23 protein-coding genes are annotated in these 22267 nt (G+C 71.1%); 11 read left to right on the top strand and 12 right to left on the bottom strand.

Going from position 1 to position 22267, the window contains the following annotated elements:
* Window positions 1–37: 37 nt before the first annotated feature.
* On the bottom strand, window positions 38–1567 hold the full coding sequence (locus OG870_RS28855) for an aldehyde dehydrogenase family protein (protein WP_266844274.1): 1530 nt from the start codon (window positions 1565–1567) through the stop codon (window positions 38–40).
* Between the two features lie 230 nt (window positions 1568–1797).
* Between OG870_RS28855 and OG870_RS28850 the strand changes: the two genes are divergently transcribed.
* On the top strand, window positions 1798–2730 hold the full coding sequence (locus OG870_RS28850; RefSeq protein WP_266844276.1) for a helix-turn-helix domain-containing GNAT family N-acetyltransferase: 933 nt from the start codon (window positions 1798–1800) through the stop codon (window positions 2728–2730).
* Between the two features lie 21 nt (window positions 2731–2751).
* Here OG870_RS28850 and OG870_RS28845 read toward each other — a convergent pair whose 3' ends face one another.
* The 6 genes from OG870_RS28845 to OG870_RS28820 all read right to left on the bottom strand — a co-directional run bounded on the left by OG870_RS28845 (window position 2752) and on the right by OG870_RS28820 (window position 8968).
* Window positions 2752–3483, bottom strand: coding sequence for a hypothetical protein (locus OG870_RS28845; protein WP_266844278.1), 732 nt, complete (start codon window positions 3481–3483; stop codon window positions 2752–2754).
* 443 nt (window positions 3484–3926) lie between these two features.
* Window positions 3927–4916 (bottom strand): malate dehydrogenase, encoded by a 990-nt coding sequence (locus tag OG870_RS28840; RefSeq protein WP_266519941.1) that lies wholly within the window; start codon window positions 4914–4916, stop codon window positions 3927–3929.
* 355 nt (window positions 4917–5271) lie between these two features.
* Complete coding sequence (locus tag OG870_RS28835; protein ID WP_266589495.1) at window positions 5272–6534, bottom strand: helix-turn-helix domain-containing protein; 1263 nt, start codon at window positions 6532–6534, stop codon at window positions 5272–5274.
* 345 nt (window positions 6535–6879) lie between these two features.
* A complete protein-coding gene (locus tag OG870_RS28830; RefSeq protein WP_266519936.1) occupies window positions 6880–7338 on the bottom strand; it encodes a helix-turn-helix domain-containing protein in 459 nt (152 codons plus the stop codon).
* Window positions 7339–7557: 219 nt separating this feature from the next.
* Window positions 7558–8028 (bottom strand): DUF3017 domain-containing protein, encoded by a 471-nt coding sequence (locus OG870_RS28825; RefSeq protein ID WP_266520584.1) that lies wholly within the window; start codon window positions 8026–8028, stop codon window positions 7558–7560.
* Between the two features lie 85 nt (window positions 8029–8113).
* Window positions 8114–8968, bottom strand: coding sequence for a bifunctional methylenetetrahydrofolate dehydrogenase/methenyltetrahydrofolate cyclohydrolase (locus OG870_RS28820; RefSeq protein ID WP_266519932.1), 855 nt, complete (start codon window positions 8966–8968; stop codon window positions 8114–8116).
* 284 nt (window positions 8969–9252) lie between these two features.
* On the opposite strand from OG870_RS28820, the gene OG870_RS28815 reads away from it, so the two are divergent.
* The 6 genes from OG870_RS28815 to OG870_RS28790 all read left to right on the top strand — a co-directional run bounded on the left by OG870_RS28815 (window position 9253) and on the right by OG870_RS28790 (window position 15197).
* Window positions 9253–9816, top strand: a complete 564-nt coding sequence (locus tag OG870_RS28815; RefSeq protein ID WP_266589494.1) for a hypothetical protein — start codon at window positions 9253–9255, stop codon at window positions 9814–9816.
* 142 nt (window positions 9817–9958) lie between these two features.
* Window positions 9959–10708, top strand: a complete 750-nt coding sequence (locus tag OG870_RS28810) for an FHA domain-containing protein (RefSeq protein ID WP_266589493.1) — start codon at window positions 9959–9961, stop codon at window positions 10706–10708.
* Entirely contained in the window at window positions 10705–12258 is a 1554-nt protein-coding gene (locus OG870_RS28805; protein WP_266589491.1) for a protein kinase domain-containing protein, read from the top strand. The genes OG870_RS28810 and OG870_RS28805 overlap by 4 nt, the downstream gene beginning before the upstream one ends.
* A 98-nt stretch (window positions 12259–12356) precedes the next feature.
* On the top strand, window positions 12357–12830 hold the full coding sequence (locus OG870_RS28800; RefSeq protein ID WP_266589489.1) for a hypothetical protein: 474 nt from the start codon (window positions 12357–12359) through the stop codon (window positions 12828–12830).
* Window positions 12831–13092: 262 nt separating this feature from the next.
* A complete protein-coding gene (locus tag OG870_RS28795; RefSeq protein ID WP_266519918.1) occupies window positions 13093–13845 on the top strand; it encodes an FHA domain-containing protein in 753 nt (250 codons plus the stop codon).
* Window positions 13842–15197, top strand: a complete 1356-nt coding sequence (locus tag OG870_RS28790; RefSeq protein WP_266519916.1) for a serine/threonine-protein kinase — start codon at window positions 13842–13844, stop codon at window positions 15195–15197. The genes OG870_RS28795 and OG870_RS28790 overlap by 4 nt, the downstream gene beginning before the upstream one ends.
* A 66-nt stretch (window positions 15198–15263) precedes the next feature.
* Here OG870_RS28790 and OG870_RS28785 read toward each other — a convergent pair whose 3' ends face one another.
* The 3 genes from OG870_RS28785 to OG870_RS28775 form a co-directional block, all read right to left on the bottom strand.
* Window positions 15264–15743 (bottom strand): peptidoglycan-binding domain-containing protein, encoded by a 480-nt coding sequence (locus tag OG870_RS28785; RefSeq protein WP_266519913.1) that lies wholly within the window; start codon window positions 15741–15743, stop codon window positions 15264–15266.
* 76 nt (window positions 15744–15819) lie between these two features.
* On the bottom strand, window positions 15820–16017 hold the full coding sequence (locus OG870_RS28780) for a DUF397 domain-containing protein (protein WP_266589487.1): 198 nt from the start codon (window positions 16015–16017) through the stop codon (window positions 15820–15822).
* Entirely contained in the window at window positions 15965–16849 is an 885-nt protein-coding gene (locus OG870_RS28775; RefSeq protein WP_266589485.1) for a helix-turn-helix domain-containing protein, read from the bottom strand. The genes OG870_RS28780 and OG870_RS28775 overlap by 53 nt, the downstream gene beginning before the upstream one ends.
* A 123-nt stretch (window positions 16850–16972) precedes the next feature.
* Here OG870_RS28775 and OG870_RS28770 point away from each other — a divergent pair, with 123 nt between their 5' ends.
* The 4 genes from OG870_RS28770 to OG870_RS28755 all read left to right on the top strand — a co-directional run bounded on the left by OG870_RS28770 (window position 16973) and on the right by OG870_RS28755 (window position 19868).
* A complete protein-coding gene (locus tag OG870_RS28770) occupies window positions 16973–17185 on the top strand; it encodes a hypothetical protein (RefSeq protein WP_266589483.1) in 213 nt (70 codons plus the stop codon).
* Window positions 17182–17553 carry an ATP-binding protein gene (locus tag OG870_RS28765; RefSeq protein ID WP_266589481.1) on the top strand — a complete coding sequence of 124 codons (372 nt, stop codon included), beginning with the start codon at window positions 17182–17184 and terminating at the stop codon, window positions 17551–17553. Before OG870_RS28770 ends, OG870_RS28765 begins: the two co-directional genes overlap by 4 nt.
* Before the next feature lie 71 nt (window positions 17554–17624).
* Window positions 17625–17981, top strand: coding sequence for a hypothetical protein (locus OG870_RS28760; protein ID WP_266519907.1), 357 nt, complete (start codon window positions 17625–17627; stop codon window positions 17979–17981).
* A 108-nt stretch (window positions 17982–18089) separates the two neighbouring features.
* Entirely contained in the window at window positions 18090–19868 is a 1779-nt protein-coding gene (locus OG870_RS28755) for a serine/threonine-protein kinase (protein WP_266589479.1), read from the top strand.
* Between the two features lie 39 nt (window positions 19869–19907).
* Here OG870_RS28755 and purH read toward each other — a convergent pair whose 3' ends face one another.
* Both purH and purN read right to left on the bottom strand, forming a co-directional pair.
* The gene (gene purH, locus OG870_RS28750; protein WP_266589477.1) at window positions 19908–21479 is read right to left on the bottom strand and encodes a bifunctional phosphoribosylaminoimidazolecarboxamide formyltransferase/IMP cyclohydrolase; all 1572 of its coding nucleotides are present in this window, start codon (window positions 21477–21479) and stop codon (window positions 19908–19910) included.
* Window positions 21476–22105: a phosphoribosylglycinamide formyltransferase gene (gene purN, locus OG870_RS28745; RefSeq protein ID WP_266519901.1), complete on the bottom strand. Its 630-nt coding sequence runs from the start codon at window positions 22103–22105 to the stop codon at window positions 21476–21478. Before purN ends, purH begins: the two co-directional genes overlap by 4 nt.
* Between the last annotated feature and the right edge of the window lie 162 nt (window positions 22106–22267).

Raw genomic sequence — 22267 nt, 5'->3', positions numbered from 1 at the left:
CTCCAAGGGAGTGGGGGGATCGGTCGTGGCGTGCGGCTCAGCCCGCGAACCAGCGCACCGGCTTCGGCGCGAGGTTCTGGTAGACGTGCTTGGTCTCGCGGTACTCGGCGAGGCCGGCGGGACCGAGTTCGCGGCCCACGCCGCTCTTGCCGAAGCCGCCCCACTCCGCCTGCGGCAGGTAGGGGTGGAAGTCGTTGATCCAGACGGTGCCGTGCCGCAGCCGGCCGGCGACCCTGCGGGCCCGCCCTGCGTCGGCGCTCCAGACGCCGCCCGCGAGGCCGTACTCGGTGTCGTTGGCGAGGGCGACCGCCTCGTCCTCGGTGCGGAAGGTCTCGACGGTGAGGACGGGGCCGAAGACCTCCTCGCGTACGACGCGCATCTCGCGGTGGCACTGGTCGAGGACAGTCGGCTCGTAGAAGTAGCCGCCGGCGGGCCGCTCCGGTGCCGCTTCGGGCCGTCGGCCGCCGGTCCGCAGCACCGCGCCCTCGGCCAGCGCGGAGGCGACGTACTCCTCGACCTTGGCGCGCTGCTGCTCGGAGACGAGGGGACCGCACTCCACGGCGTCCTCGGTGCCCCGGCCGAGGCGGATCCGGCTTGCCCGGCGGGCGAGTTCGGCGACGAAGCGCTCCCGCACGGACTCCTCGACGATGAGGCGGGCACCGGCCGAGCAGACCTGGCCGCTGTGGATGAACGCGGCGTTCAGGGCCTGGTCGACGGCCGTGTCGAACCCCTCGTCGGTGGCGCACGCGTCGGCGAAGACGACGTTGGGGTTCTTGCCGCCGAGTTCGAGGGCCACCTTCTTCACGCTCGGCGCCGCGGCCTGCGCGACCTTGGTGCCGCTCGCCAGGCCGCCGGTGAAGGAGACCAGGTCGACGTCGGGGTGCTCGGCGAGACGGGCGCCGACCGAGTGGCCGGGGCCGGTGACGATGCCCGCGACGCCGACGGGGAGCCCGGCCTCGGTGAGCAGGTCGATGAGGGCGATCGTGGTCAGCGGAGTGATCTCGCTCGGTTTGACCACGAAGGTGTTGCCGGCCGCGAGGGCGGGGGCAATCTTCCAACTGGCCTGCAGAAGCGGGTAGTTCCAGGGCGTGATCAGCGCGCAGACACCGACGGGTTCGTGTACGACGACGCTGTGGACGTCGGGCGAACCCGCGTCGACGACCCGGCCCGGGGCCTCGCCTGCGACGAGGTCGGCGAAGTAGCGGAAGGCGTCGGCGACGCAGTCGATGTCGATCCGGCCCTCTTCGACGGTCTTGCCGGCGTCGCGGCTCTCCAGCAGCCCGAGCCGCTCGCGGTCGCGCACCAGGAGGTCGGCGACGCGGCGCAGCAGCGCGGCACGCTCGGCCACGGGGGTGTGCGGCCACTCGCCGTGGTCGAAGGCCCGGCGGGCCGCCGCGACCGCCAGGTCCGTGTCTTTTTCGTCGCCCTCCGCGACCAGAGCGAAGCCCTGACCGTCCGCGGGGTCGAGAATCTCGCGCGTGGCGCCGGAGACGGCTGCTCGCCATTCCCCCGCCACGTGGATGGTCGCCTGCGCGTCCAGTTCTTGGGTTTTCGCTCGGTCCGCCATGATCCGTGTTGCCTTCCGTTCCAGTTCAGCACCTCTGAGTGACACTGCTGTCACTCATGAGGACCGTGATCGCCTGCCCTTCGCCCCCGGATGCATGCGCGATCCATGGCTCAAAGTGCTCTGTGTCACTGAGAATGCGGGCAAACAGGGATGAAGTTCCGCCGAAATCGATCCGAACCGGCGCCCGGCCATGGACTCCCCGAGAAATCTTTGACTAAAGTCAAAGAACTATGGAGTCCGTAACGGTGGAGCCAGGGACGGTGGAGCCCGTGTCGACAGAGGACGTGGCGGCCCTCCGCCGCTTCAACCGCTACTTCACGCGCCGTATCGGGGCGCTCGACGACCACTACCTCGGCCAGGACCGCCCGCTCGGCGAGGCCCGGCTGCTGTTCGAGATCGCCGAGAACCGGGGCCGGACCTCCCTGCGCGAGCTGCGCGTGGCGCTGGGGCTCGACGCCGGATATCTGAGCCGGATGGTGAAGGCACTGGAGGCGCAGGGGCTGGTCCGGGTCGGCGTCCACCCGGACGACAACCGGCTGCGCATGATCGAGCCGACCCCCGCCGGGCGCGTCGAGGTCCAGGAGCAGAACCGCCGGGCCGACGCGCTCGCGGCCGGGCTCCTGGACGCCCTGAGCCCCGGCCGGCGCGAGCAGCTCATCGAGGCGATGGCCACAACGCAGCGCCTGCTGCGCCTGGCCGGCATCACCGTCGAGCACGTCGACGGCGCCGCCCCGGACGCCCGCGCCTGCCTGGACGCCTACGCCGCCGACATCGACGAACGCTTTCCGGAGGGCTTCGACAAGTCCGACCTGGTGGAGCCGGGCGAGGTGTCGGGGGACGCCGGTGCGTTCTTCGTCGCGTACGAGGAAGGCCGGCCGGTGGGCTGTGGCGCGCTGCGCCGGCTGGAGCCGGGCGTGGGCGAGATCCGGCACGTGTGGGTGCACCGGGAGGCACGGCGGCTCGGCCTGGCGCGGCGGATCCTCGAAGCCCTGGAGGGTGCGGCCGCGGCCCGCGGCCTCACCGTCGTACGGCTCGACACGCATGCCACCCTCACCGAGGCGCAGGCCATGTACCGGGCGTCCGGGTACACGGAGATCCCCGCGTACGTGCACCACGTCTACGCCGCCCACTGGTTCGAGAAGCGACTGGGCCCGACCGCCTGACCAACTCCCCTCAACCAGCGCCTATGTGCACCGCGCTCCGGTCGGGCAGAAGGAACGCACCGCCGTTGCCAGCGGCTCCCGCACCCGTGTGGGGTCCAGATCGGCGGGCCCGCTGGAGCGGATCGCGTACAGCGTGCCGTCGGCGGCCTGGAAGCGGTGGTCGATGACCTGTCGGGTGCCCTTGTCCTTGTCCTTGTAGCGGTACGACAGTTCGGCCCAGGTGTCGCCGCGGTCGTGCTCCAGGGCCTGGTAGCCGGGCTGCTTCGCGAAGCCGTAGCCGGGGTCGGTCTCCGCGAGGGTCAGGGACTCGTAGGGGGTGTCCTCGGTGACCTTGAAGATCTGCAGCTGCCGGCTGCCGCCCGGAGCGTCGTAGTAGACGATCGGCGCGAGTTTGCCCTGTGCCTGACGGCGGGTCCAGCCGTCCGGGACGTCGACCGTGTAGCCGACGGGATCCTCGGCGCGGCGATAGCCGACCGAGGGCGACGGGGACGCGAGCGTCGAGGCCGTCGGGGTGCCGGTGTCGGTGGGGGTGGGGGTGGGGGTGGGCGTCGGGGGCTGCGACTGCGTGGTGGTGACCGTGACGCTGACGCCCGTCGCCGAACCGGCCCCGGTACCGGTCGAGTTGTCGCGGGTGAGATACCAGAAGCCGGCTCCGGCGCCCGCGCCGACGACCACCACGAAGGTCAGGGCGAGCAGCAGGCCGCGGGCTCCGTGGCGGGGAGCGGGTAGGACCGCCGGGGTCGGGACGGTCATCGGTGCCGGTCCAGGGCCTGCTCCTGGGCCCGGGAATGGGGGTGGTGGCGGCGGTGGCCACGACGACCCCGCCGGCGGCATGGGGCTGCCCGTATAGGTGTCGGCCGACGCCCAGGGCGGCGGGGACTGGCTCGTCTGTGTCTGTGCCGAGGACCACGGCGGCACGGCTCCCGGCTGCTGGGCGGCCCAGGCCGCCTGGCCTCTCTCCTCGCTCGGTTCACGCTCCGGACCGGAAGCGGAGTTGCGGCCGTCATCACGACGGTCACCGCGGCTGCCGTCGAAGCCGTCCCGTTCACTCATGACACGCCCCCCGAATCACCCCATTGGGTACCGCTTCTGACGGTAGCGGCGAAAAGGGCCACGGGCCCCGTTCCGGCAGGAAACCGGAACGGGGCCCGTGCAGGGTCGTGACAGAACCGTAAAGCCGTAAGGGCTCAGCAGGTTCAGATGAGGCCGAGACCGCGGACCGCCTCGCGCTCCTCCTCGAGCTCCTTCACTGAGGCGTCGATGCGGGCGCGCGAGAACTCGTTGATGTCCAGGCCCTGGACGATCTCGTACTGGCCGTCCTTGGTGGTGACCGGGAACGAGGAGATCAGGCCCTCCGGGACGCCGTAGGAGCCGTCCGACGGGATACCCATGGAGGTCCAGTCGCCGTCCGCCGTGCCGTTGACCCAGGTGTACACGTGGTCGATGGCGGCGTTGGCGGCCGAGGCGGCGGACGAGGCGCCACGGGCCTCGATGATCGCGGCACCGCGCTTGGCGACGGTCGGGATGAACTCCTCGGCCAGCCACTTCTCGTCGTTCACCGTCTCGGCGGCGTTCTTGCCGGCGACCGTGGCGTGGAAGATGTCGGGATACTGGGTGGCGGAGTGGTTGCCCCAGATGGTCAGGCGCTTGATGTCGGCGACCGTGGAGCCCGTCTTCTTCGCGAGCTGGGTCAGCGCGCGGTTGTGGTCGAGGCGGGTCATCGCGGTGAAGCGCTCGGCCGGTACGTCCGGGGCGGCGGCCTGGGCGATCAGCGCGTTGGTGTTGGCCGGGTTGCCCACGACCAGGATCTTGACGTCGTCCGCGGCGTGGTCGTTGATGGCCTTGCCCTGCGGCTTGAAGATGCCGCCGTTGGCGGAAAGCAGGTCACCGCGCTCCATGCCCTTGGTGCGGGGGCGGGCGCCGACGAGCAGACCGACGTTGGTGCCGTCGAAGGCGACGTTCGGGTCGTCCGTGATGTCGATGCCCTGGAGCAGCGGGAAGGCGCAGTCGTCGAGCTCCATCGCGGTGCCCTCGGCGGCCTTCAGCGCGGGCGTGATCTCCAGCAGGCGCAGCTTGACCGGCACGTCCGCGCCGAGCAGCTGGCCGGAGGCGATGCGGAAGAGCAGGGCGTAACCGATCTGGCCGGCCGCGCCGGTGACGGTGACGTTCACGGGAGTGCGGGTCATGGCGTTCTCCGTATGACAGCTGGCGGTGGGCGTCCTTGCCCTGGGGTGCGCGGACGTACAAATGATCGATCTCTTGGTATCAAGAGATCCACCGCTCAGGCTATCGCGCATCCGGGATCCCGGTCGTCCGGGTCCGTGTGGCCCAGCCCACAGCACGCCCCGGCACGAAGAAATCCGGGGGCGGCAAAGAAATCCGGAGCGGCAGGAATAGTCGCCCCCATCCCGGGCACGCGAACGTTACCCCCACGGGAGTCCGGCACAGTCGGTACCCCCCATCGGCGGCCGCCCCAGTCCCCCCTCTCCCGGACGGGCGGCCGCCCCCTCCTTTCCCGCGCCTTTCCCTCGCGCTACGGCGCTACTGCGTGCAGCCCTTCTGACCGGAAGCCAGCGTCGCGCACGCCTTCGCCTCGCCCGCGTCCTTCACGGCGACCATCGGCGTGTAGGCGATGTTGTCCCCGGCCGCGGTGATGCTGTCGTCCTGCTTGGCACTGCCCGCGGTCACCTGGACGGAGTCCCCCTGCGCGGCCTGGGTGATACGGCCCCAGGCAGCGCCGCACGTCTTGCTGTACCGCACCTCGACCGTGGTCGTGCCGACGACGGCCGTCTTGGCGGTGGTCACCGCGGCGGTGTCCTTGGTGCAGCCCATGGCCTCGGCGTCCTTGCCGGTGCAGGAGGCACCGCTGCACTTCACGCCGGCCGGCAGGTCGGTCTGTGCGCTGACGGACGGCGACGGCGAGCCGCCACCCTCGTTCTTCTTGTCCGAGCCCTTGTCGGTCAGGTAGAACACCGCAGCGATCACGACCAGCACGCCCACGACACCCGCGAGGAACATCGTCAGCCTGCGCCTGCCCCCGCCGGAGGAGGAGTTCCCCCCGGGCCGAGGGCCCTGCGGCGGCTCGCCGAACGGGCTCGGCGTCCCCGGCGTCCAGCCCGGACCGTCGGCCACCGGCCCCGGCGCCGGTGTCGGCTTCGGTGTCGGCGTCGCGGCCCCGGGCGGGCGCGCGGCGGACTGCGCGGGGCCCCGGTATCCGGCCACCCCCCACGAGTTCGCGCCGGAGGAACTCCCCGCGGGAGAAGCCGGGGAACGGGCGGGAGAGGAGGCCGGGGAGTCGGCGGGAGCGGCGGGAGCGGAACCCGCCGAGTCCTGCGCGTCCGGCGCCCTCGGCTGCGGCGGCACCGTCGGTGCCACGCCGGCCGGGCCCGCGATCCCCGGCGTCGCCGTCGCGCTGCCGGACCTGCGAGCCGTCGTGCCCCCCTTGGCATTGGCGGGCGGCGCCCCGAACTCACCGAGCGCGGCGCGCGCCTGGGATATCCGGATGGCCTCCATGGTCATGTCGTGGCGCATCTCCGAACGGCTCCAGGCGCGCTCGGCGAGCTCCCACATGGTCGTCAGATGGATCGGGTTGGTACCCGTGACCTCTGCCAACGCCACGATCGCGCCCTTGGGCGCGAGCAGCCGACCGTTCAGATACCGCTCCCAGGACGTCTTGCTGTAGCCCGTACGGTCGGCCACCGACGCGATGCTCAGGCCGCTGCGGTCCACGAGCCGGCGCAGCTGGCTCGCGAACTCCCTGACCTGTGGATCGAGTTCGTCCGGCAAGGCCCTCCAACGAGGCATTGCTTCCCCCCTCTTCCCCCGGTTGTGCTGGTCTTCCTCGCGTTCCCCCGCGCGTGGTGCCCGTTCTGGCTACCCACAGGGATGCGCCCAGTAAGGATCTCAGTTCCCGGGATGGGGGCGCACGGGAGCGTTCGAGCCGCGCGGCATGCACCGTTGCACGCCGACCCGGCCGTGGTCCAGTGTCCCACCGGCGGCCCCCTCCGCCGCCCGGCCGGACGCGCCCACGCTAGCCCGCTCTTCGAACAATCCCGTGTCAAATCCGCAAACTTGTCAATACATCAACACGGCAGTCACACATGGACAACCCCACATGTCACGGACGTATCCACCCCACTCACGGGCAACTCACCCGAGGAGGACGGCACCCACGGCCAGGACCAGCAGCATGAGGAGGAGGAGCAGTGCGGCGTAGAGCAGCGGCCATGCGCCGGGCCTGCGGCCGCTGGCCTCTTCGGGTGCGTCCCACCACGGCAGCGTGGGGTCGTCCTCGTACTCGGGCTCGCTCTCCTCACCGGCGGGTTTCGCCGGGCGCGGCCAGGCCTTGACGGCCAGTTCCCAGCGCACGGCGAAGCGTTCGGCGTCCGCGTCGGCGAGGCCCGCGATCCGGCACAGGGCGAGGACCGCCTGCCGGGGCGGGGGCTGGGTCGCGTTGAGGTAGCGGTGCCAGGAGGACTTGCTGTACGCGGTGCGGGCGCCGAGGGAGACGAGGCTGAGCCCCGTACGGTCCTTGAGGAGCCGCAGCTGCTCCACGAAGTGCCGCACCTCCGGCGGCAGATCCTCCGCCAGCGGCTGCCAGCCGCCCATCGCCCACCTCCACGGCGTTCCTCGCACTGCCCGGTCTGACCAGGTGACGACACAGGCCCGCCGATGGTTCCCGCGTTGCGGAACGGTCACCTCCGTGCCACAGCGCTCTGACAGCCGTTGAACAGGCAGTTCACCCTGCAGGAGGGTGGGTCTCGGCGACGGCCCGTCCTTCATCGGGGGAGAGGACGGGCCGTCGTCGTGAATCGTTCCCCGCGGCGGCTAGCCGCTGCTCACCGTGAAGTGCAGCGTGTCCTTCAGGAACGGGATCTGCAGCCACGGGTTCGGCTGCACCATCATCGCCAGCAGGACGATCGCCGTGCCCAGCAGGCCGTAGGTGGCGATGTCCGTGAAGCGGGAGCGCACGGCGAGCATGCCGACGTCGGGCAGGACCCAGCGCAGCACGGCGCCTGCCACCAGGGCGATGCCGATCAGCAGGGTGCCATAGCGGAAGGCGTCGAGAGCGGTCAGCAGCAGACCGAGCGCGACCAGGCCGAGGACGGCGAGGATCGGCCACTGCCGGGCGGGCGCGGGAGCGTCGCCCGGGGCGGCCCGGCCGCCGCCCTCGGGGCGCGCGGTGTCCTTCGTGAACAGCGGGAAGCGGCGGGTCGTGCGGCGCGGCCTCCCCTCGGCGTCCGGGGCGCTGATCGCGTCGCGCACGGTCTCCTCCGCCTGCCGCTCGGGGTGCTTCACCTCGCGCTCGGTCTCCTCCGCCTGCCGCTCGGGATGCTTCACCTCACGCTCGGTCTCCCTCGCCGCCCGCTCGGGGCCCTTCGCCTCAGCCGGCACTGCGCTCCGCCGCCTCGACCACGTTGACGAGCAGCTGCGCACGGGTCATCGGGCCGACACCGCCCGGGTTCGGCGAGATCCAGCCGGCCACCTCGGCGACGCCCGGGTGGACGTCGCCCACGATCTTGCCCTCGGCGCTGCGCGACACACCGACGTCGAGGACGGCGGCGCCCGGCTTCACGTCCTCGGGACGGATCAGGTGGGCCGAACCCGCGGCGGCGACGATGATGTCCGCGCGCTTGAGGTGGGACGACAGGTCGCGCGTGCCGGTGTGGCACTGGGTCACGGTCGCGTTCTCGCTGCGGCGGGTGAGCAGCAGGGGCATCGGGCGGCCGATGGTGACACCGCGGCCGACGACCACGACCTCGGCGCCCTTGATCTCGACGCCGTAGCGGCGAAGGAGGGTGAGGACGCCGTTGGGGGTGCAGGGCAGCGGGGCCGGCTCGTTCAGGACGAGGCGGCCGAGGTTCATCGGGTGCAGGCCGTCGGCGTCCTTGTCCGGGTCCATGAGCTCCAGGATCCGGTTCTCGTCGATGCCCTTGGGCAGCGGCAGCTGGACGATGTAACCGGTGCACGCCGGGTCCTCGTTCAGCTCCCGTACGACGGCCTCGATCTCCTCCTGCGTCGCTGTCTCCGGCAGTTCACGCTGGATGGAGGCGATGCCGACCTGGGCGCAGTCGCGGTGCTTGCCGGCGACGTACTTCTGGCTGCCGGGGTCGCTCCCGACGAGGATCGTGCCGAGGCCGGGCGTGACGCCCTTCTCCTTCAGCGCCGCCACGCGGGCGGTCAGATCGGACTTGATCGCGGCTGCGGTGGCCTTGCCATCGAGAATCTGGGCGGTCATGGCCCCATCCTCGCGGATGACCGCCCCCCGGTTCCAATCCGGGGGCCTGAAGGCGGCACGTCACGCCTCGCGCCTATCAGGCCATGGGGCCCTGCCCAAGATCAGCCAGGTTGCTCTTGCACAACACATATGACTTGCGGCTGGACAAGTAAGTCAGCCGTAAAGAACGATGGCGTGATAGTGCCGCGGCCAGCTCATCGGGGGGACGACCGCCTCAACAGAACCTTCCTCCGTACGGCGCCGCGCGTCGTCCCCGCACTTGGAGCAACGGAGGAACACCCGCCATGAGTTTCGGCGACCCGAACAACCCCTACGGCCCCCCGCAGGGCCAGCAGCCTGGCTACGGCTACCCGCAGCAGCAGCAGCCGCAGGCCGGCTACGGCTACCCCGCGGCTCCCCCGGCGGGCCCCTACGGCGGCCCCGTGATGACGACGATGCCCAGCTCGGTGAGCGCTGCCCGCGTGATGCTGTGGGTCATCGTCGGCCTGCAGCTCCTGGGTGTCGCCCTCTTCGCCTTCAGCGCCGCGACCATCCAGGCCGCGAAGAACGGCAAGCTCGACAACGACGCCGCCTTCGAAGCGCTCAAGAACTACTCGACCGGCGCACTGTGGGGCTTCACGGTGTTCGCGCTGGCCTGGGCCGTCTTCGCGATCGTGCTCGCGCTGAAGTTCAACAGCGGCGGCAACGGCGTCCGGATCACGATCCTGGTCTTCGGCATCATCACCGCGGTCCTCGGCATCTACCCGTTCATCATCGTGGGCCTCGTCCACACGGTGCTCGCCATTCTGGTCGCCGTGTTCGTCGGCAACGCGAACGGCAACGCCTGGTTCAACCGGCCGCGCTACTGAGGCTCCTGAGCCGGCGCACGCGCCACTGACAAGTTTGCGCCAATAAACCGTCGAGGGCCGTGTCTCACCGTACGAGGGGGACACGGCCCTCGGGCGTCGCCCTACTCTGACGTGGGTAGCCGGCAGGCACGGGAGACGCACCTTGTACAGCATCATCGTGGTACCTCCGCCGACCACGGAGGACGAGCGAAACCGCAACCAGTTCCGGCTCGCACCCGGCGAGCGGCTGACCTTCGGGCGTTCGGCGGTCGACGTCGACGTGACGATCCCGCACGACGGGGTGTCCCGCCGGGCCGGCGAGATCACCGCGCAGGGCGCCTTCTGGATACTGAGCAACCTCAGCCGCGCGCAGACGTACGTCGTGGAGAACCCGGAGGGCGCGGGCGAGCACATCAAGGTCGGGCCGGGCCGTCTCGACGCACCGGTCCCCTTCGAGTTCTCGCGGATCGTGCTGCCCGCCGCGGGCGACCTGCTGCCGATCGAGGTGTGGGCGCCGCGCCACGACTACCTCCACTCCCACGGCGGACTCGACGGCGCGACCACCGCCCCCGCCTTCGCCGTCGACCGCACCAAGCGCTACTTCGCGGTCCTCGCCGCCCTGTGCGAACCCCGTCTGAGGGGCGAACCGCACGCCGCGCTGCCCACGGTGGACCAGGTCGTGGACCGGCTGCGCCCGAACTGGCCGACCGCGTCCCGCACTTCGGTGCAGTGGAACATCGACTACCTCGCGGTGAAGCTGCGCCTGAAGCCCGGTCCGGACGAAGCCGACACGGGCCCGCGCCTCAACGGCAAGAAGGAGTCGCTGGTCTCGCTCGCGCTCCGCTTCGACCTCGTCCGGGAGGACGACCTGGTCGTCCTGGCCGCCGCGCCCTCCGGCCGGGTGGGCCGGTGACCGAGCCGTACGCCGTGCCGGTGCCCAAGGGGTACCGGGTCGGCGTCTGGGAGGTACGGGAGCCGATCGCGACGGGCGCCTTCGGGAGTGTGTACGAGGGGCGGCGTACGGCCGACGCGGCCGGCGAGGAGTTGCCCCGCACGGCCGCCCTGAAGTTCCTGCCCACCGGCACGGGCACCCCACGCCAGTTGACGCATCTGCGCGAACTCGTCGAGCGCGAGATCGCGTTGCACCGCAGGCTCAGACGCCCGCGCCTCATCCGGATGTACGAGACCCTCACCGTCGACGACCCGTCGCGCCCCGCCCTCGACGGCGCCACCGTCCTCGTACTGGAGAAGGCGGAACGCTCCCTGTCCGCCCAGCTCTCGGCCACGCCCCGGCCGGCCGCGGGGCCCGCGCTGCTCGCGCAGATCTGCGAGGGGCTGGCCCAGCTGCACCGCGCCGGCTGGGTGCACGGCGACCTGAAACCGGCCAACGTGCTGCTGATGAAGGACGGTTCGGCACGGCTGGCGGACTTCAACATGGCCGCGGAGCTGGAGGGCACCCACGCGTACACGCCCGCGTTCTCCACCCCCGACTACACGCCGCCCGAGCTGCTGTGGTCGGAGATCGGCGCACGCGGCCGCCAGATCCGGCCGTCCGCCGACGTCTGGGCGTTCGGTGTCCTCGCCCACCTCGTCCTCACCGACTCCTTCCCGCTGCCCGGCGGCACCCCTACCGCACGCCGCGACGCGGCCGCCGCCTACGCGCGCGGCACCGACGAGCTGCGCCTGTCCCCCGAACTCCCGGACGCCTGGCGGGAGATCGTGCGGGACTGCCTGTCCCGGACGCACGCGGACCGCGTCGGCACCGACGCGCTGCTGCGCCGGGTCGAGGAGGCGGCCGGTACGGGACGCTCGCCCCGGCTGCCCAGGGTGCTGCTGTCCCGCCGGCGCCGGTCCGCGGTGGCGCTGGCATCGGCGGTGGCGACGGTGGCCGTGGCGGCACTCGGCTACGGCATCAGCAACTGGGCCGACTCGGGGCCGGACGACGGCAAGGCGGTCACGGGGGCCGCCGCCTACGGCGCCTCCGAACTCCGTACGGACAAGGGCGTCCCGGTGCGCTACCGCCATCTCATCGTCGACTCGGCCCACGACTGCCTCCAGCGGGAGGTCTCCCCGGCGCTCATCGCGGCAATGCTGAAGGTGGAGAGCGACTTCGACCCGAACCTCGCCGACCCGTCCGTGGACGGCGGCGAATACGGCATCGCCCGCTGGACCCCCGGTGTGCTGCGCTGGTGGATCCGCCCGGACGGCGTGCCCGCCTCGGCCACCCCTACGCCGCCCCTGTCGCCCTCGGTGTCCATCCCGGCCATGGGCCGCTACCTGTGCTACATGGAACCCCTTCTGAACACCTCCCTGCCGGGCGACCGCCGCGTACTGCTCGCCGCCGCCTACCGGACCTCGTACAAGAAGGTGAACGCCGCGGGCGGTGTTCCCCCGAAGTACCGCGCCTACTCCGCCCGCGTCGCTCACTACCTCAAGGAGTACGCGCCTCCCGGCAAGAAGTGACCCTGAGACGTCCGAGGTACCTCGCATCGGCCGGTGTTGGGACGGTGTGTGCACACCGCTTCGGCGGCATGACCGACGACGTTCATGGGGGAACAACAGTGAACATCATCAAACCGGCCGCGCTTCTCGTCGCGGCCACCGCGCTGCTCGCCGGCTCGACGGTCGCGGCCACCGCGGCCGACTCGCCGGACGGCACCCGGGTGACGGGCATCCAGCAGACCGCCGACCAGGTGCTCGCCGGCCACCCGAAGGCCCTGAAGGTCTCCGCGAACGAGGTCAGGTACGACGGCCTGAACGTCACCCGCGCCCCGAAGAACAAGCTCGGCGCGCAGGACCTGGACTGTGGCTACGGGCACCTGTGCATGATCGTCAAGGGCACCAAGTTCGACTTCTACAAGTGCCAGACGTGGAACGTCACCAACTGGACCGGCGACGGCCCGTTCACCAACAACCAGACGCCCGGCACGGTCGCCAAGTTCTACAACCAGGACGGCAGCGTCCGCTGGACGTCCACGGCGTACGAGGCCGGCAGGGCCACCTGGGACCCGATCTACTCCCTGCGTCCCTGCTGACGGGCGCCCCGTAGCGGCGGTCTCCGGCTCCCTCGGGGGAGGGCCGGAGACCGCGCTCGCGCACGAAGGGATGTACCAAGGGACGTACTACGGCCGGAGGCCGTTTCCCTGCGTTCCTCCTCACGCTCTCCCCGCAACCTTCACCGACTCGCCGTGACGCGAACAAAGCTTCGCCGTCGTTCAGAAGCGTCCCTTACCCTGCCCCTCATCGGGCGGGGGGCTGCTGCGCCCCCTGGCGTTGCAGGAGGAGGGGGACGACTCCATGTACAGCGTCATCGTCGTACCACCGATGTGCGGCAGCTCGGACGGGCAGCTCAGGATCGCCGCGGGCGAACAGCTGACGTTCGGCAGGGCCGGGACGGACGGCAGTCTCACCATCGACCACCAGGGGGTTCCCCGGGTCGCCGGGTCGATCACGGCCCACCGGAACTTCTGGCTGCTGAGCAATCTCAGCGAGGACCAGACCTACGTCGTGGAGAACCCGGAGGGCGCGGGCGAACACATCAAGATCGCGCCGGGCCGCCTGGACGCGCCCGTGCCGTTCGAGTTCTCGCGGGTGGTGCTGCCCGCCGCGGGCGATCTGCTCGCCTTCGACGTCTGGGCGCCACGCCACGCCTTCCGCAGCGTCGAGCGCCACGGGCTCTCCGGGGCCCTCACCACGCCGGCGTTCGCCCTGGACCGCACCAAGCGCTACTTCGCGGTCCTGGCCGCCCTGTGCGAACCCCGGCTGCGCGGCGAGCCGCACGCTCCGCTGCCCGCCGTGGAGCAACTGGTGGACCGCCTGCGGTCCGTCTGGCCCACGGTCAGCCGCTCCGCCGTGTACTGGAACATCGACTACCTGGCCGTCAAGCTGCGGCTGAGGCCCGGCCCGGACACGGCGGAACCGGGCCTGCGCGTCAACGGCAAGAAGGAGTCGCTGGTGTCTCTGGCGCTCCGCTTCGACCTCATCCGCGAGGACGACCTCGCGGTGCTCGCCCCGGCCCCGCTTCCGCCAACGAGCGAGGTGGCCCGGTGAACGAGCAACCCCACAGGTCGTACGCGGTTCCCGTGCCGAAGGGCTACCGAGTCGGCGCCTGGGAGGTCCGCGCGCCCCTCGCGTCCGGCGCGTTCTCCACCGTCTACGCGGCCAGGCACACCGGCGACGAGGAGCCGGAGCTTCCCCGCGAGGCGGCGCTGAAGTTCCTGCCCACCGGCACCCGCACCCCGCGACAGCTGCGCCATCTGCGCGAACTGGCCGAGCGCGAGGTGGAGCTGCTGGAGAAACTGCGCGCACCGCGCCTGATCCGGATGTACGACACGCTCACGGTCGACGACCCGGACCACCCCGAACTCGACGGCGCCACCGTCCTCGTACTGGAGCGGGCCGAGGGCTCCCTGGACGCCGTACTGGAGCACACGCCGAGGCCGGAGGCGGGGCCTGCCCTGCTCGCCCAGATCTGCGAGGGCCTGCACCAGCTGCACCACGCCGGCTGGGTGCACGGCGACCTCAAGCCGGCCAACGTGCTGCTGCTGAAGGACGTTTCGGTGCGGCTCGCCGACTTCAACATGGCCGCGGAGCTGCAGGGCACCCACGCCTACGCGCCGGCGTTCGCCACGCCGGACTACACGCCGCCGGAGCTGCTCTGGCCCGAGATCGACGAGCGGGGCGCCCGGATCCGGCCCTCCGCCGACATCTGGGCCTTCGGCGTCCTCGCGCACGTCGTGCTGACGGGGACGTTCCCGCTGCCGGGAGGCACCACGGAAGCCCGCTGCGACGCGGCGACGCGCTATGCGCGGGGCACCGAGGAACTGCGTCTGTCGCCCGAACTCCCGGACGCCTGGCGGGAGATCGTGCGGGACTGCCTGGGCCCTACGCACGCCGACCGGATCGGCACCGAGGCCCTGCTGCGCCGCGCGGAACAGGCTGCGGGCAGCGCCCGCTCGGCCCGCCTGCCCCGCCTGCGGCCGCGGCGGTGGCGACGGCCGGTCCTGGTCGCGGCGCTCGCGGCGGTGGCCCTGGGCACGGCTACGACGGTGACGTACACCCTGCGCGACGAGGCCCCGGCAGCCGCCGCGGCGCCCACCTGTGAGAAGCCCACGGTGTACGAGGACACCAAGAACGGCCGCGGCTACACGGCGGGCTGGAGCAGCACCTGGGACTTCACCGTCAAGCAGGGCGAGGGCGGCAGCCAGGTCAGAGAGCTCCAGTGCCTGCTCAGGCACCTGCACGGGATCACCGAAGTCGGTGAGGTGGACGGCGGCTTCGGTCCCCTGACCAAGGCTGCCGTCGTCGCCTTCCAGAAGCGGGCGGAGCTGGACGCGGACGGGATCGTGGGCCCGAAGACCTGGCAGGCGCTGCGGCAAGGACCTGACGGGGTGAAGGGCTGACCGAACTGCCGAGTGGCGCGTCCCCGGTCCCTGTAAACCGGGGGCGCGCCACTCGACTGCGGTCGGTCAGTGGAGGCCGGTCCGCTTGGCGGAGGGGGCCCCGGCGGCGAACTTCTTGAACGCGGACTTGGTGCCCGATCCGGCGGCACCGTCGATCGCGCCGCGGTAGCCGTAGCCCTTCTTCAGCAGGTGCTGCAGCGCCTTCACCGTGTTCTTGCCGGGCTTCCCGTCGATCGCGCCACGGTAACCCCAGTACTGCTTGAGGCACTTCTGGAACGACTTCCAGCTGCCGGTGCCGAGCTTCCCGTCGAGCGAGCCCGTGTAGCCGTGGTGCTTCTTCAGCCAGACCTGGACCCTCTTCGCCTGCACGGCGGTCAGGCCGAAGTTGTTCGTCGCGAGCGTGCTGACGTCCCCGGAAACCGCCGCCGGCTTCGCGACCGGCTCGGACGCCGCGAAGCCGGTACCCGCGGCTGCCAGGCTCCCGGCGGCGATTCCGACGACGGTGACGGCGCTGACGAGCGTCCTTGTCAGGATGCTTGATCGCATGTGCTTCCCCGTTCAACTCAGTGGTTCTGACACAGATGAGTTTCGGGGGGCACGCACGGGAGCGGTACCTGAATAGTTACAGGGAGCGGATGAAGGCGGCCCAGGTGTGGGTGGGGAACACCAGGGCGGGGCCGGAAGGGTTCTTGGAGTCGCGGACGGGGACGGTGCCGGGGAGGTTGTCGGCGACCTCGACGCACTCGCCACCGCTGCCGTTGCTGTAACTACTCTTGCGCCACTGAACGGAGCTCAGGTCGATCCTGCTGTTGGGATTCATTCCGGTAATCCTCTGCTGCTGCCTCGATCACGGCCAGGGAGGCCTCCGGTGGCAGCGCCGCTGCCCTGAGCAGATCGTACGACCTCCGGTAGTTCTTCACGAGGGCCGGATAGTCGATGAGCTGGCCGCTGTGGAGTCCCTCCGTGTACACCACCGGTGGTGCGTCCGGGAAGGTCATGACCCTGACCATGCCCATCATGAACGGGTGCGCGGCTGATGTTTCCGGAAGGATCTGCAGAACGCTCTGCGTGGAGCGGATTACGTGCGCGATGTGCCTGAGCTGGACGGCCATCTCCTCGGGGTCCAGGAGCGGCCTGCGGATCAGCGACTCGTGGAGAACAGCCCAGAACGACGGGTGCTCCTCACACTCCCAGAGCTTCGCGCGCTCCATGCGGGCCTTGACTTGGTTCTCGACGGTCTCGGGCGGCAGCCACGGCAGCGAGGTCTCCACAACCTTCTGGGCGTACGCCCTGGTCTGCAACAGCCCTGGGATCAGCGACGGCGCCCAGTCCTCGATCGTCTCCGCATGTTTCTCCATCTCCGCGACATCCGCGAAGTACTCCGCATGCCCCGACTGCTTCGCCTTGCGGGCGTCTTCACAGCGCCGCTCGAAAAATCCGTCCGTCTTCAGCACCTTGTCGACGTGCCGGGCCAGATCCATCGGCATGCGCCGCTCGCCCCGCTCGATCTGACTGAGGAACGGGATGCCCCGGAAGCTCCCCTCCGCCAGCTGTTCGAGCGTCAGGCCCGCTTCCTCCCTCTTGAAGCGCAACTCGGCGCCGTAGAAGGAGGGGACGTTCGCCGACGCGTCGGGATCCTTACGAGGGGGCACAACTCACCACCGCCATTTGCCTGTTACCGGGCGCAACCCAAACACTTTTCACGGTACGCCCCTTGACGCCACGCTGTGACTGATTCCTCACAGAGCGCACAGGCCGCAGAAAGGCGTACGCCCATGAACCGCCCCCACGACGACGACACCGACGCCTGCGTCGAAGACCTCCGCACCGCCCTGGAGGCGAACGGCATCACGCTCCCCTCCCTCGGCGTGGACCTGCCGACGTTCGCCGGCGCGCTCCCCGTACGGCCTCTCATCGCACTCGGCAACTGCAACCAGGCCACCGCCCGCGCCCTGATCACCGCCCTGCGCAAGGCGGCGGGCCGGTGAACGAACCGCTCGTCCTCGAACTGCTCGCACTCCCCAAGGCCGTACCGGAGGTACGCCACGCCGTCCGCGAGCACCTCGGCGCACCCTGCCCCGAAGTCCAGCTCTGCGTGACCGAATTGCTCACCAACGTGATCAAGCATGTCGGCGAGAGCACCCCGGTGGCCGTCCGCCTGTTCCGCACCCCGGACGGCCGTACCCGCCTGGAGGTCACCGACCCCGACCCGCACGCCTGGCTCATCGCCCGCCACCCGAACCCGGACGACGAGACCGGCCGCGGTCTGCTCCTGCTCGACGCGGTCGCCCGGCGCTGGGGCGTGTGGCTGACACCTGCGGGCAAGACCGTGTGGTGCGAGCTGTCCGGACCCTGAAACGTTCGAGGTACCGCGCGGTCCCCGGCCGCCCCACAGTGGTACCTGCTTCGACAACGGGAGGAACCCTCATGGGCAAGCGCACCATCACCGTCCTCGGCAGTCTCGCCGCGGCTCTCATGCTCGCCACCACCCCCGCCTCCGCGGCCGACTCGATCCTCGAAGAGGAGCGGGGATGGCTGATGTACAGCCGTTCGTGCGGGTCCGTCTACTCGCTCGACCTCAGCACGGTCAAGGCCACCGGCATCAAGTACAACACCGGCTGCCAGGGCGACGTGTGGGTGCGTGTCCACGGGGACGGGTGGGGAGACTGGCACCACGACAAGCACCAGGTCACCCTGAACAGTCCCCACGGCAAGTTCGACAAGGCGCTGGTGAAGGGGTGCGCCGACTGCCACGAGTACACCGTGTACCCGAAGAACACCTGAGCGGGACCACCGGCCCTCGAACCACTCCCCCGCCCCACGCGATAGCCTCGCACCAACCATCGTGACACAAGCGCACGTTGGGGAGGCAGAACAACACTCGGGGGATCGATGACGGACCAGCGGCAACCCATGCCGTCGTACACCCCGGCGTCCGGTGACGCGGCTCTGACGCATGCGGGCGCGACGCCGATGCAGCCGACCGACCCCGGCCGCATCGGCCCCTACGCCCCCCTCGGCCTACTCGGCAGCGGCGGCATGGGCCGCGTCTACCTCGCCCGCCCCGCCGACGACACCCCCGGTCTCGCCGCCGTCAAGGTGATCCGCCCCGAGTACGCCGAAGACCCCCGGTTCCGGCGGCGTTTCGAGCGGGAGGCCTCCGTGCATGCCCGGGTCCACACCCCGCGTGCGCCGCAGCTGCTCGGCACCGGCTTCGACGACACGCTGCTGTGGATGGCCACGCAGTACGTACCCGGCCTCAACCTCGCCGACGCCGTGCGCGACTGCGGCACACTGGCGCCGGCCGGCGTGTGGCGGCTGGTGGCGGACCTTGGGCAGGCTCTGTCGTCGATGGCCGCCGTCGGCGTCGTACACCGGGATCTCAAGCCGTCCAACGTGATCCTGTCCCTGCAGGGCGCGCACGTCATCGACTTCGGCATCGCGCAGGCCACCGACAGCAGCGCGATCACCTCGACCGGGAGCAGGGTCGGCACGCCCGCCTTCATGTCGCCCGAGTATCTGCGCGAGGGGCGCTGCGACACCGCCTCCGACGTCTTCTCGCTCGCGGGGAGCCTGATCTACGCCGCGACCGGCCACGCCCCCTTCGGGGACGGAACGGGCGTCGACGTGATGCATCGTGTCGCGTTCGAGGAACCCAAGCCCGAGATCATGGCCGAACTCGCGGCGGCGGACCCGGCGTTGGCGGCGCTCCTGTCCGCCTGCCTCGCCAAGGACCCCGCCGGACGCCCCACCCCGCGGCAACTCCTCGACGCCGCCACGTCGGCCGGTCACAGCGGCGCGGCCCCCTGGCACGAGCCGCTGGCCGCACGGCTGCTCGCCCGACGGCAGGCCTGCGACGTCCTGGAATCCGTCTCCGTCCAGGAGACCGTCCATTTGCGTGCGCCGACGGAGCGCACGGCGTCCCCCGCCCCCGGCCCCGCCTTCACGCCCACCCCGCCGATGCCGCCCATGCAGTACGCCACCTCCGCGCAGGCCCCGGCCCCCGAGGACGGCGGCAGCCGCCGGAGGAAGCGGAAGGCGTACCTCGCCGTGGCCGCGGGCCTCGCCGTGTGCGCCGTCGCCGCGGGCGCCTTCTCCCTCACCCGCCCGTCCCTCGGCGAAACGGCCTCGGCGGCACCGACGGCCGCCGGCAGCACCACACCCGGCGACGCGCAGGCCTCTGCCATCCCCAGCTCCTCCGCCTCGCCCTCCGGCGACAAGGAGAAGCAGAAGGAAACCGCCTCGGGGAAGGAGGAGGCCGAGGCGTCAGAGAGCCCCAACGCATCCGCGGGCGGCAGTGCGGGCGGTACGCAGGCCACGCCCTCCGACGAAGCCTCCGCCCCGTCCGACGGCAACGAAAGCGGTGGCGGCAGCGCTCCCACCGCCACCCCCACCAAGACCGCGACAACGCCCGCCACCCCGCCCTGGAGCTCCCAGTGCACGTACTACTCCGGTACCGAGCTCACCGTCCACGGCGACAAGGGGCAGCGCGTGGTCCAGGTACAGTGCATGCTCACCAAGCGCGGCTACAGCGTCGGCGAAGCGGGCGTGGACGGCCAGTTCGGCGACGCCACGCTGGCCGCGGTGAAGCAGTTCCAACGGGACAAGGGCCTTGCCGTGGACGGCGAAGTGGGCCCCAACACCTGGGCGGCACTGCGCAGTTCGACGTAGGTGTCGATCCGGCGCAGCGCCGCCCGGGTGAGGTGTCCGTCAGTGGAAGAAGTGCCGCGTCCCCGTGAAGTACATCGTGACGCCCGCCTTCTTCGCGGCCTCCACGACCAGTTCGTCGCGGACCGAACCGCCCGGCTGGACCACGGCCTTGACGCCGGCATCGACCAGGATCTCCAGGCCGTCCGGGAAGGGGAAGAACGCGTCCGAGGCGGCGTACGAGCCCTGTGCGCGCTCGGCGCCCGCCCGCTCGACGGCGAGCTTCGCGGAGTCGACGCGGTTGACCTGGCCCATGCCTACGCCGACCGAGGCGCCGTCCTTGGCGAGGAGGATCGCGTTGGACTTGACGGCGCGGCAGGCCTTCCAGGCGAAGGAGAGCTCGGCCAGCTCGTCGGCGGTGAGCGCCTCGCCGGTCGCGAGCGTCCAGTTGGCCGGGTCGTCGCCCTCGGCCTGGAGGCGGTCGGTGACCTGGAGGAGCGCACCGCCGTCGATGGGCTTGACCTCGGCGGGGTGCGAGGGCGCGGCCGGGGCCTTCAGCACCCGGATGTTCTTCTTCTTGGCGAGGGCTTCGAGGGCCCCCTCCTCGTAGTCCGGCGCGACGATGACCTCGGTGAAGATCTCCGCGACCTGCTCCGCCATCTCCTTCGACACCGGGCGGTTGACCGCGATCACCCCGCCGAACGCGGACAGCGGGTCGCACGCGTGCGCCTTGCGGTGCGCCTCGGCGACGTCCGAACCGACCGCGATGCCACAGGGGTTGGCGTGCTTGATGATCGCGACGGCCGGCTCGTCGTGGTCGTACGCGGCACGGCGGGCGGCGTCCGTGTCCGTGTAGTTGTTGTACGACATCTCCTTGCCGTGCAGCTGCTCGGCCTCCGCGAGACCGACGCCCGTGCCGTCGACGTAGAGCGCGGCGGGCTGGTGCGGGTTCTCGCCGTAGCGCAGGGTGCTCTTGCGCTCCAGGGCGGCCGCGATGAACTCGGGGAACTGGGAGTCGTCGGCGGGCGCATAGGCGCTGGCGAACCAGCTCGCCACCGCGATGTCGTACTCGGCCGTGTGCCGGAAGGCCTCCGCGGCCAGCCGCTTGCGGGTGGCGAGGTCGAAGCCGCCGCCCTCGACCGCGCCGAGGACGTCCGCGTACCGCGCCGGGCTGGTGACGACGGCGACCGACGGGTGGTTCTTGGCGGCCGCGCGGACCATCGACGGCCCGCCGATGTCGATCTGCTCGACGCACTCGTCGGGCGAGGCGCCCGAGGCGACGGTCTCGCGGAACGGGTAGAGGTTGACCACGACGAGGTCGAACGGCTCGACGCCCAGCTCGGCGAGCTGGCGCTGGTGGTCCTCGAGCCGCAGGTCGGCGAGGATGCCCGCGTGCACCTTGGGGTGCAGGGTCTTGACCCGGCCGTCCAGGCACTCGGGGAAGCCGGTCAGCTCCTCGACCTTGGTGACGGGGACACCGGCGGCGGCGATACGGCCGGCCGTGGACCCGGTGGAGACGAGCTCGACACCGGCCTCGTGCAGCCCGCGCGCGAGGTCTTCCAGTCCGGTCTTGTCGTAGACGCTGACGAGCGCCCGGCGAATGGGCCGCTTGCTGCTCTCGGCGGTGGCGGTCACTGGATAACTACCTTTCGTCCCTCAATGCGGTGGCCGTTGCGGGCGAGCCGCCCCACGACCTCGACGAGCAGCCTTCGCTCGACTTCCTTGATGCGCTCGTGCAGAGCGCTCTCGTCGTCCTCGTCCCGGATCTCGACCACGCCCTGGGCGATGATCGGTCCGGTGTCGACGCCGTCGTCGACGAAGTGGACGGTGCAGCCGGTGACCTTGGCGCCGTACGCGAGCGCGTCACGCACACCGTGGGCTCCCGGGAAACTGGGCAGCAGAGCGGGGTGGGTGTTCACGAACCGCCCGCCGAAGCGCGCGAGGAACTCCTTCCCCACGATCTTCATGAAGCCGGCGGAGACGACGAGGTCGGGCTCGTACGCCGCGACGGATTCGGCCAGCGCCGCGTCCCACTCCTCGCGGGAGTCGTGGTCCTTGACCTTCCGCACGAAGGTCGGCAGTCCCGCACGCTCCGCGCGCGCGAGCCCCTCGATGCCCTCGCGGTCGGCGCCGACGGCCACGATCTCGGCGCCGTAGGCCTCGGTGCCGTGGGCCGCGATCTCGTCGAGGAGCGCCTGCAGATTGGTTCCGGATCCGGAAACCAGCACGACGAGGCGCTTGACCACGGGCTTGGCGGCCACGGTGGGGCCCTTTCTCGGGGGAGCGTTCTGCCGGCGGCCAGCGCTTTGTACATTCGTCCTAATGCATCACGCCCCGGGATACGGGGAAGTCTACGAAGCGGCCGACCGCCAGCAACGATACCGGCACTCCGGGCGGCCCCCACGGGACGGGGGCGTGGCCGG

Origin of the sequence: Streptomyces sp. NBC_00461, from assembly GCF_036013935.1 — a bacterium.
Taxonomy (GTDB): domain Bacteria; phylum Actinomycetota; class Actinomycetes; order Streptomycetales; family Streptomycetaceae; genus Streptomyces.
Note: the sequence above shows the minus strand (reverse complement) of the source record. Positions and strands in the feature narration are given on the sequence as shown.

What these genes read in the sequence shown, in the direction of transcription:
- OG870_RS28855 (WP_266844274.1), bottom strand. Translation starts at nt 1,567, where the DNA reads ATGGCGGACCGAGCGAAAACCCAAGAACTGGACGCGCAGGCGACCATC.
- OG870_RS28850 (WP_266844276.1), top strand. Translation starts at nt 1,798, where the DNA reads ATGGAGTCCGTAACGGTGGAGCCAGGGACGGTGGAGCCCGTGTCGACA.
- OG870_RS28845 (WP_266844278.1), bottom strand. Translation starts at nt 3,483, where the DNA reads ATGACCGTCCCGACCCCGGCGGTCCTACCCGCTCCCCGCCACGGAGCC.
- OG870_RS28840 (WP_266519941.1), bottom strand. Translation starts at nt 4,916, where the DNA reads ATGACCCGCACTCCCGTGAACGTCACCGTCACCGGCGCGGCCGGCCAG.
- OG870_RS28835 (WP_266589495.1), bottom strand. Translation starts at nt 6,534, where the DNA reads ATGCCTCGTTGGAGGGCCTTGCCGGACGAACTCGATCCACAGGTCAGG.
- OG870_RS28830 (WP_266519936.1), bottom strand. Translation starts at nt 7,338, where the DNA reads ATGGGCGGCTGGCAGCCGCTGGCGGAGGATCTGCCGCCGGAGGTGCGG.
- OG870_RS28820 (WP_266519932.1), bottom strand. Translation starts at nt 8,968, where the DNA reads ATGACCGCCCAGATTCTCGATGGCAAGGCCACCGCAGCCGCGATCAAG.
- OG870_RS28815 (WP_266589494.1), top strand. Translation starts at nt 9,253, where the DNA reads ATGAGTTTCGGCGACCCGAACAACCCCTACGGCCCCCCGCAGGGCCAG.
- OG870_RS28795 (WP_266519918.1), top strand. Translation starts at nt 13,093, where the DNA reads ATGTACAGCGTCATCGTCGTACCACCGATGTGCGGCAGCTCGGACGGG.
- OG870_RS28785 (WP_266519913.1), bottom strand. Translation starts at nt 15,743, where the DNA reads ATGCGATCAAGCATCCTGACAAGGACGCTCGTCAGCGCCGTCACCGTC.
- OG870_RS28780 (WP_266589487.1), bottom strand. Translation starts at nt 16,017, where the DNA reads ATGAATCCCAACAGCAGGATCGACCTGAGCTCCGTTCAGTGGCGCAAG.
- OG870_RS28770 (WP_266589483.1), top strand. Translation starts at nt 16,973, where the DNA reads ATGAACCGCCCCCACGACGACGACACCGACGCCTGCGTCGAAGACCTC.
- OG870_RS28760 (WP_266519907.1), top strand. Translation starts at nt 17,625, where the DNA reads ATGGGCAAGCGCACCATCACCGTCCTCGGCAGTCTCGCCGCGGCTCTC.
- OG870_RS28755 (WP_266589479.1), top strand. Translation starts at nt 18,090, where the DNA reads ATGACGGACCAGCGGCAACCCATGCCGTCGTACACCCCGGCGTCCGGT.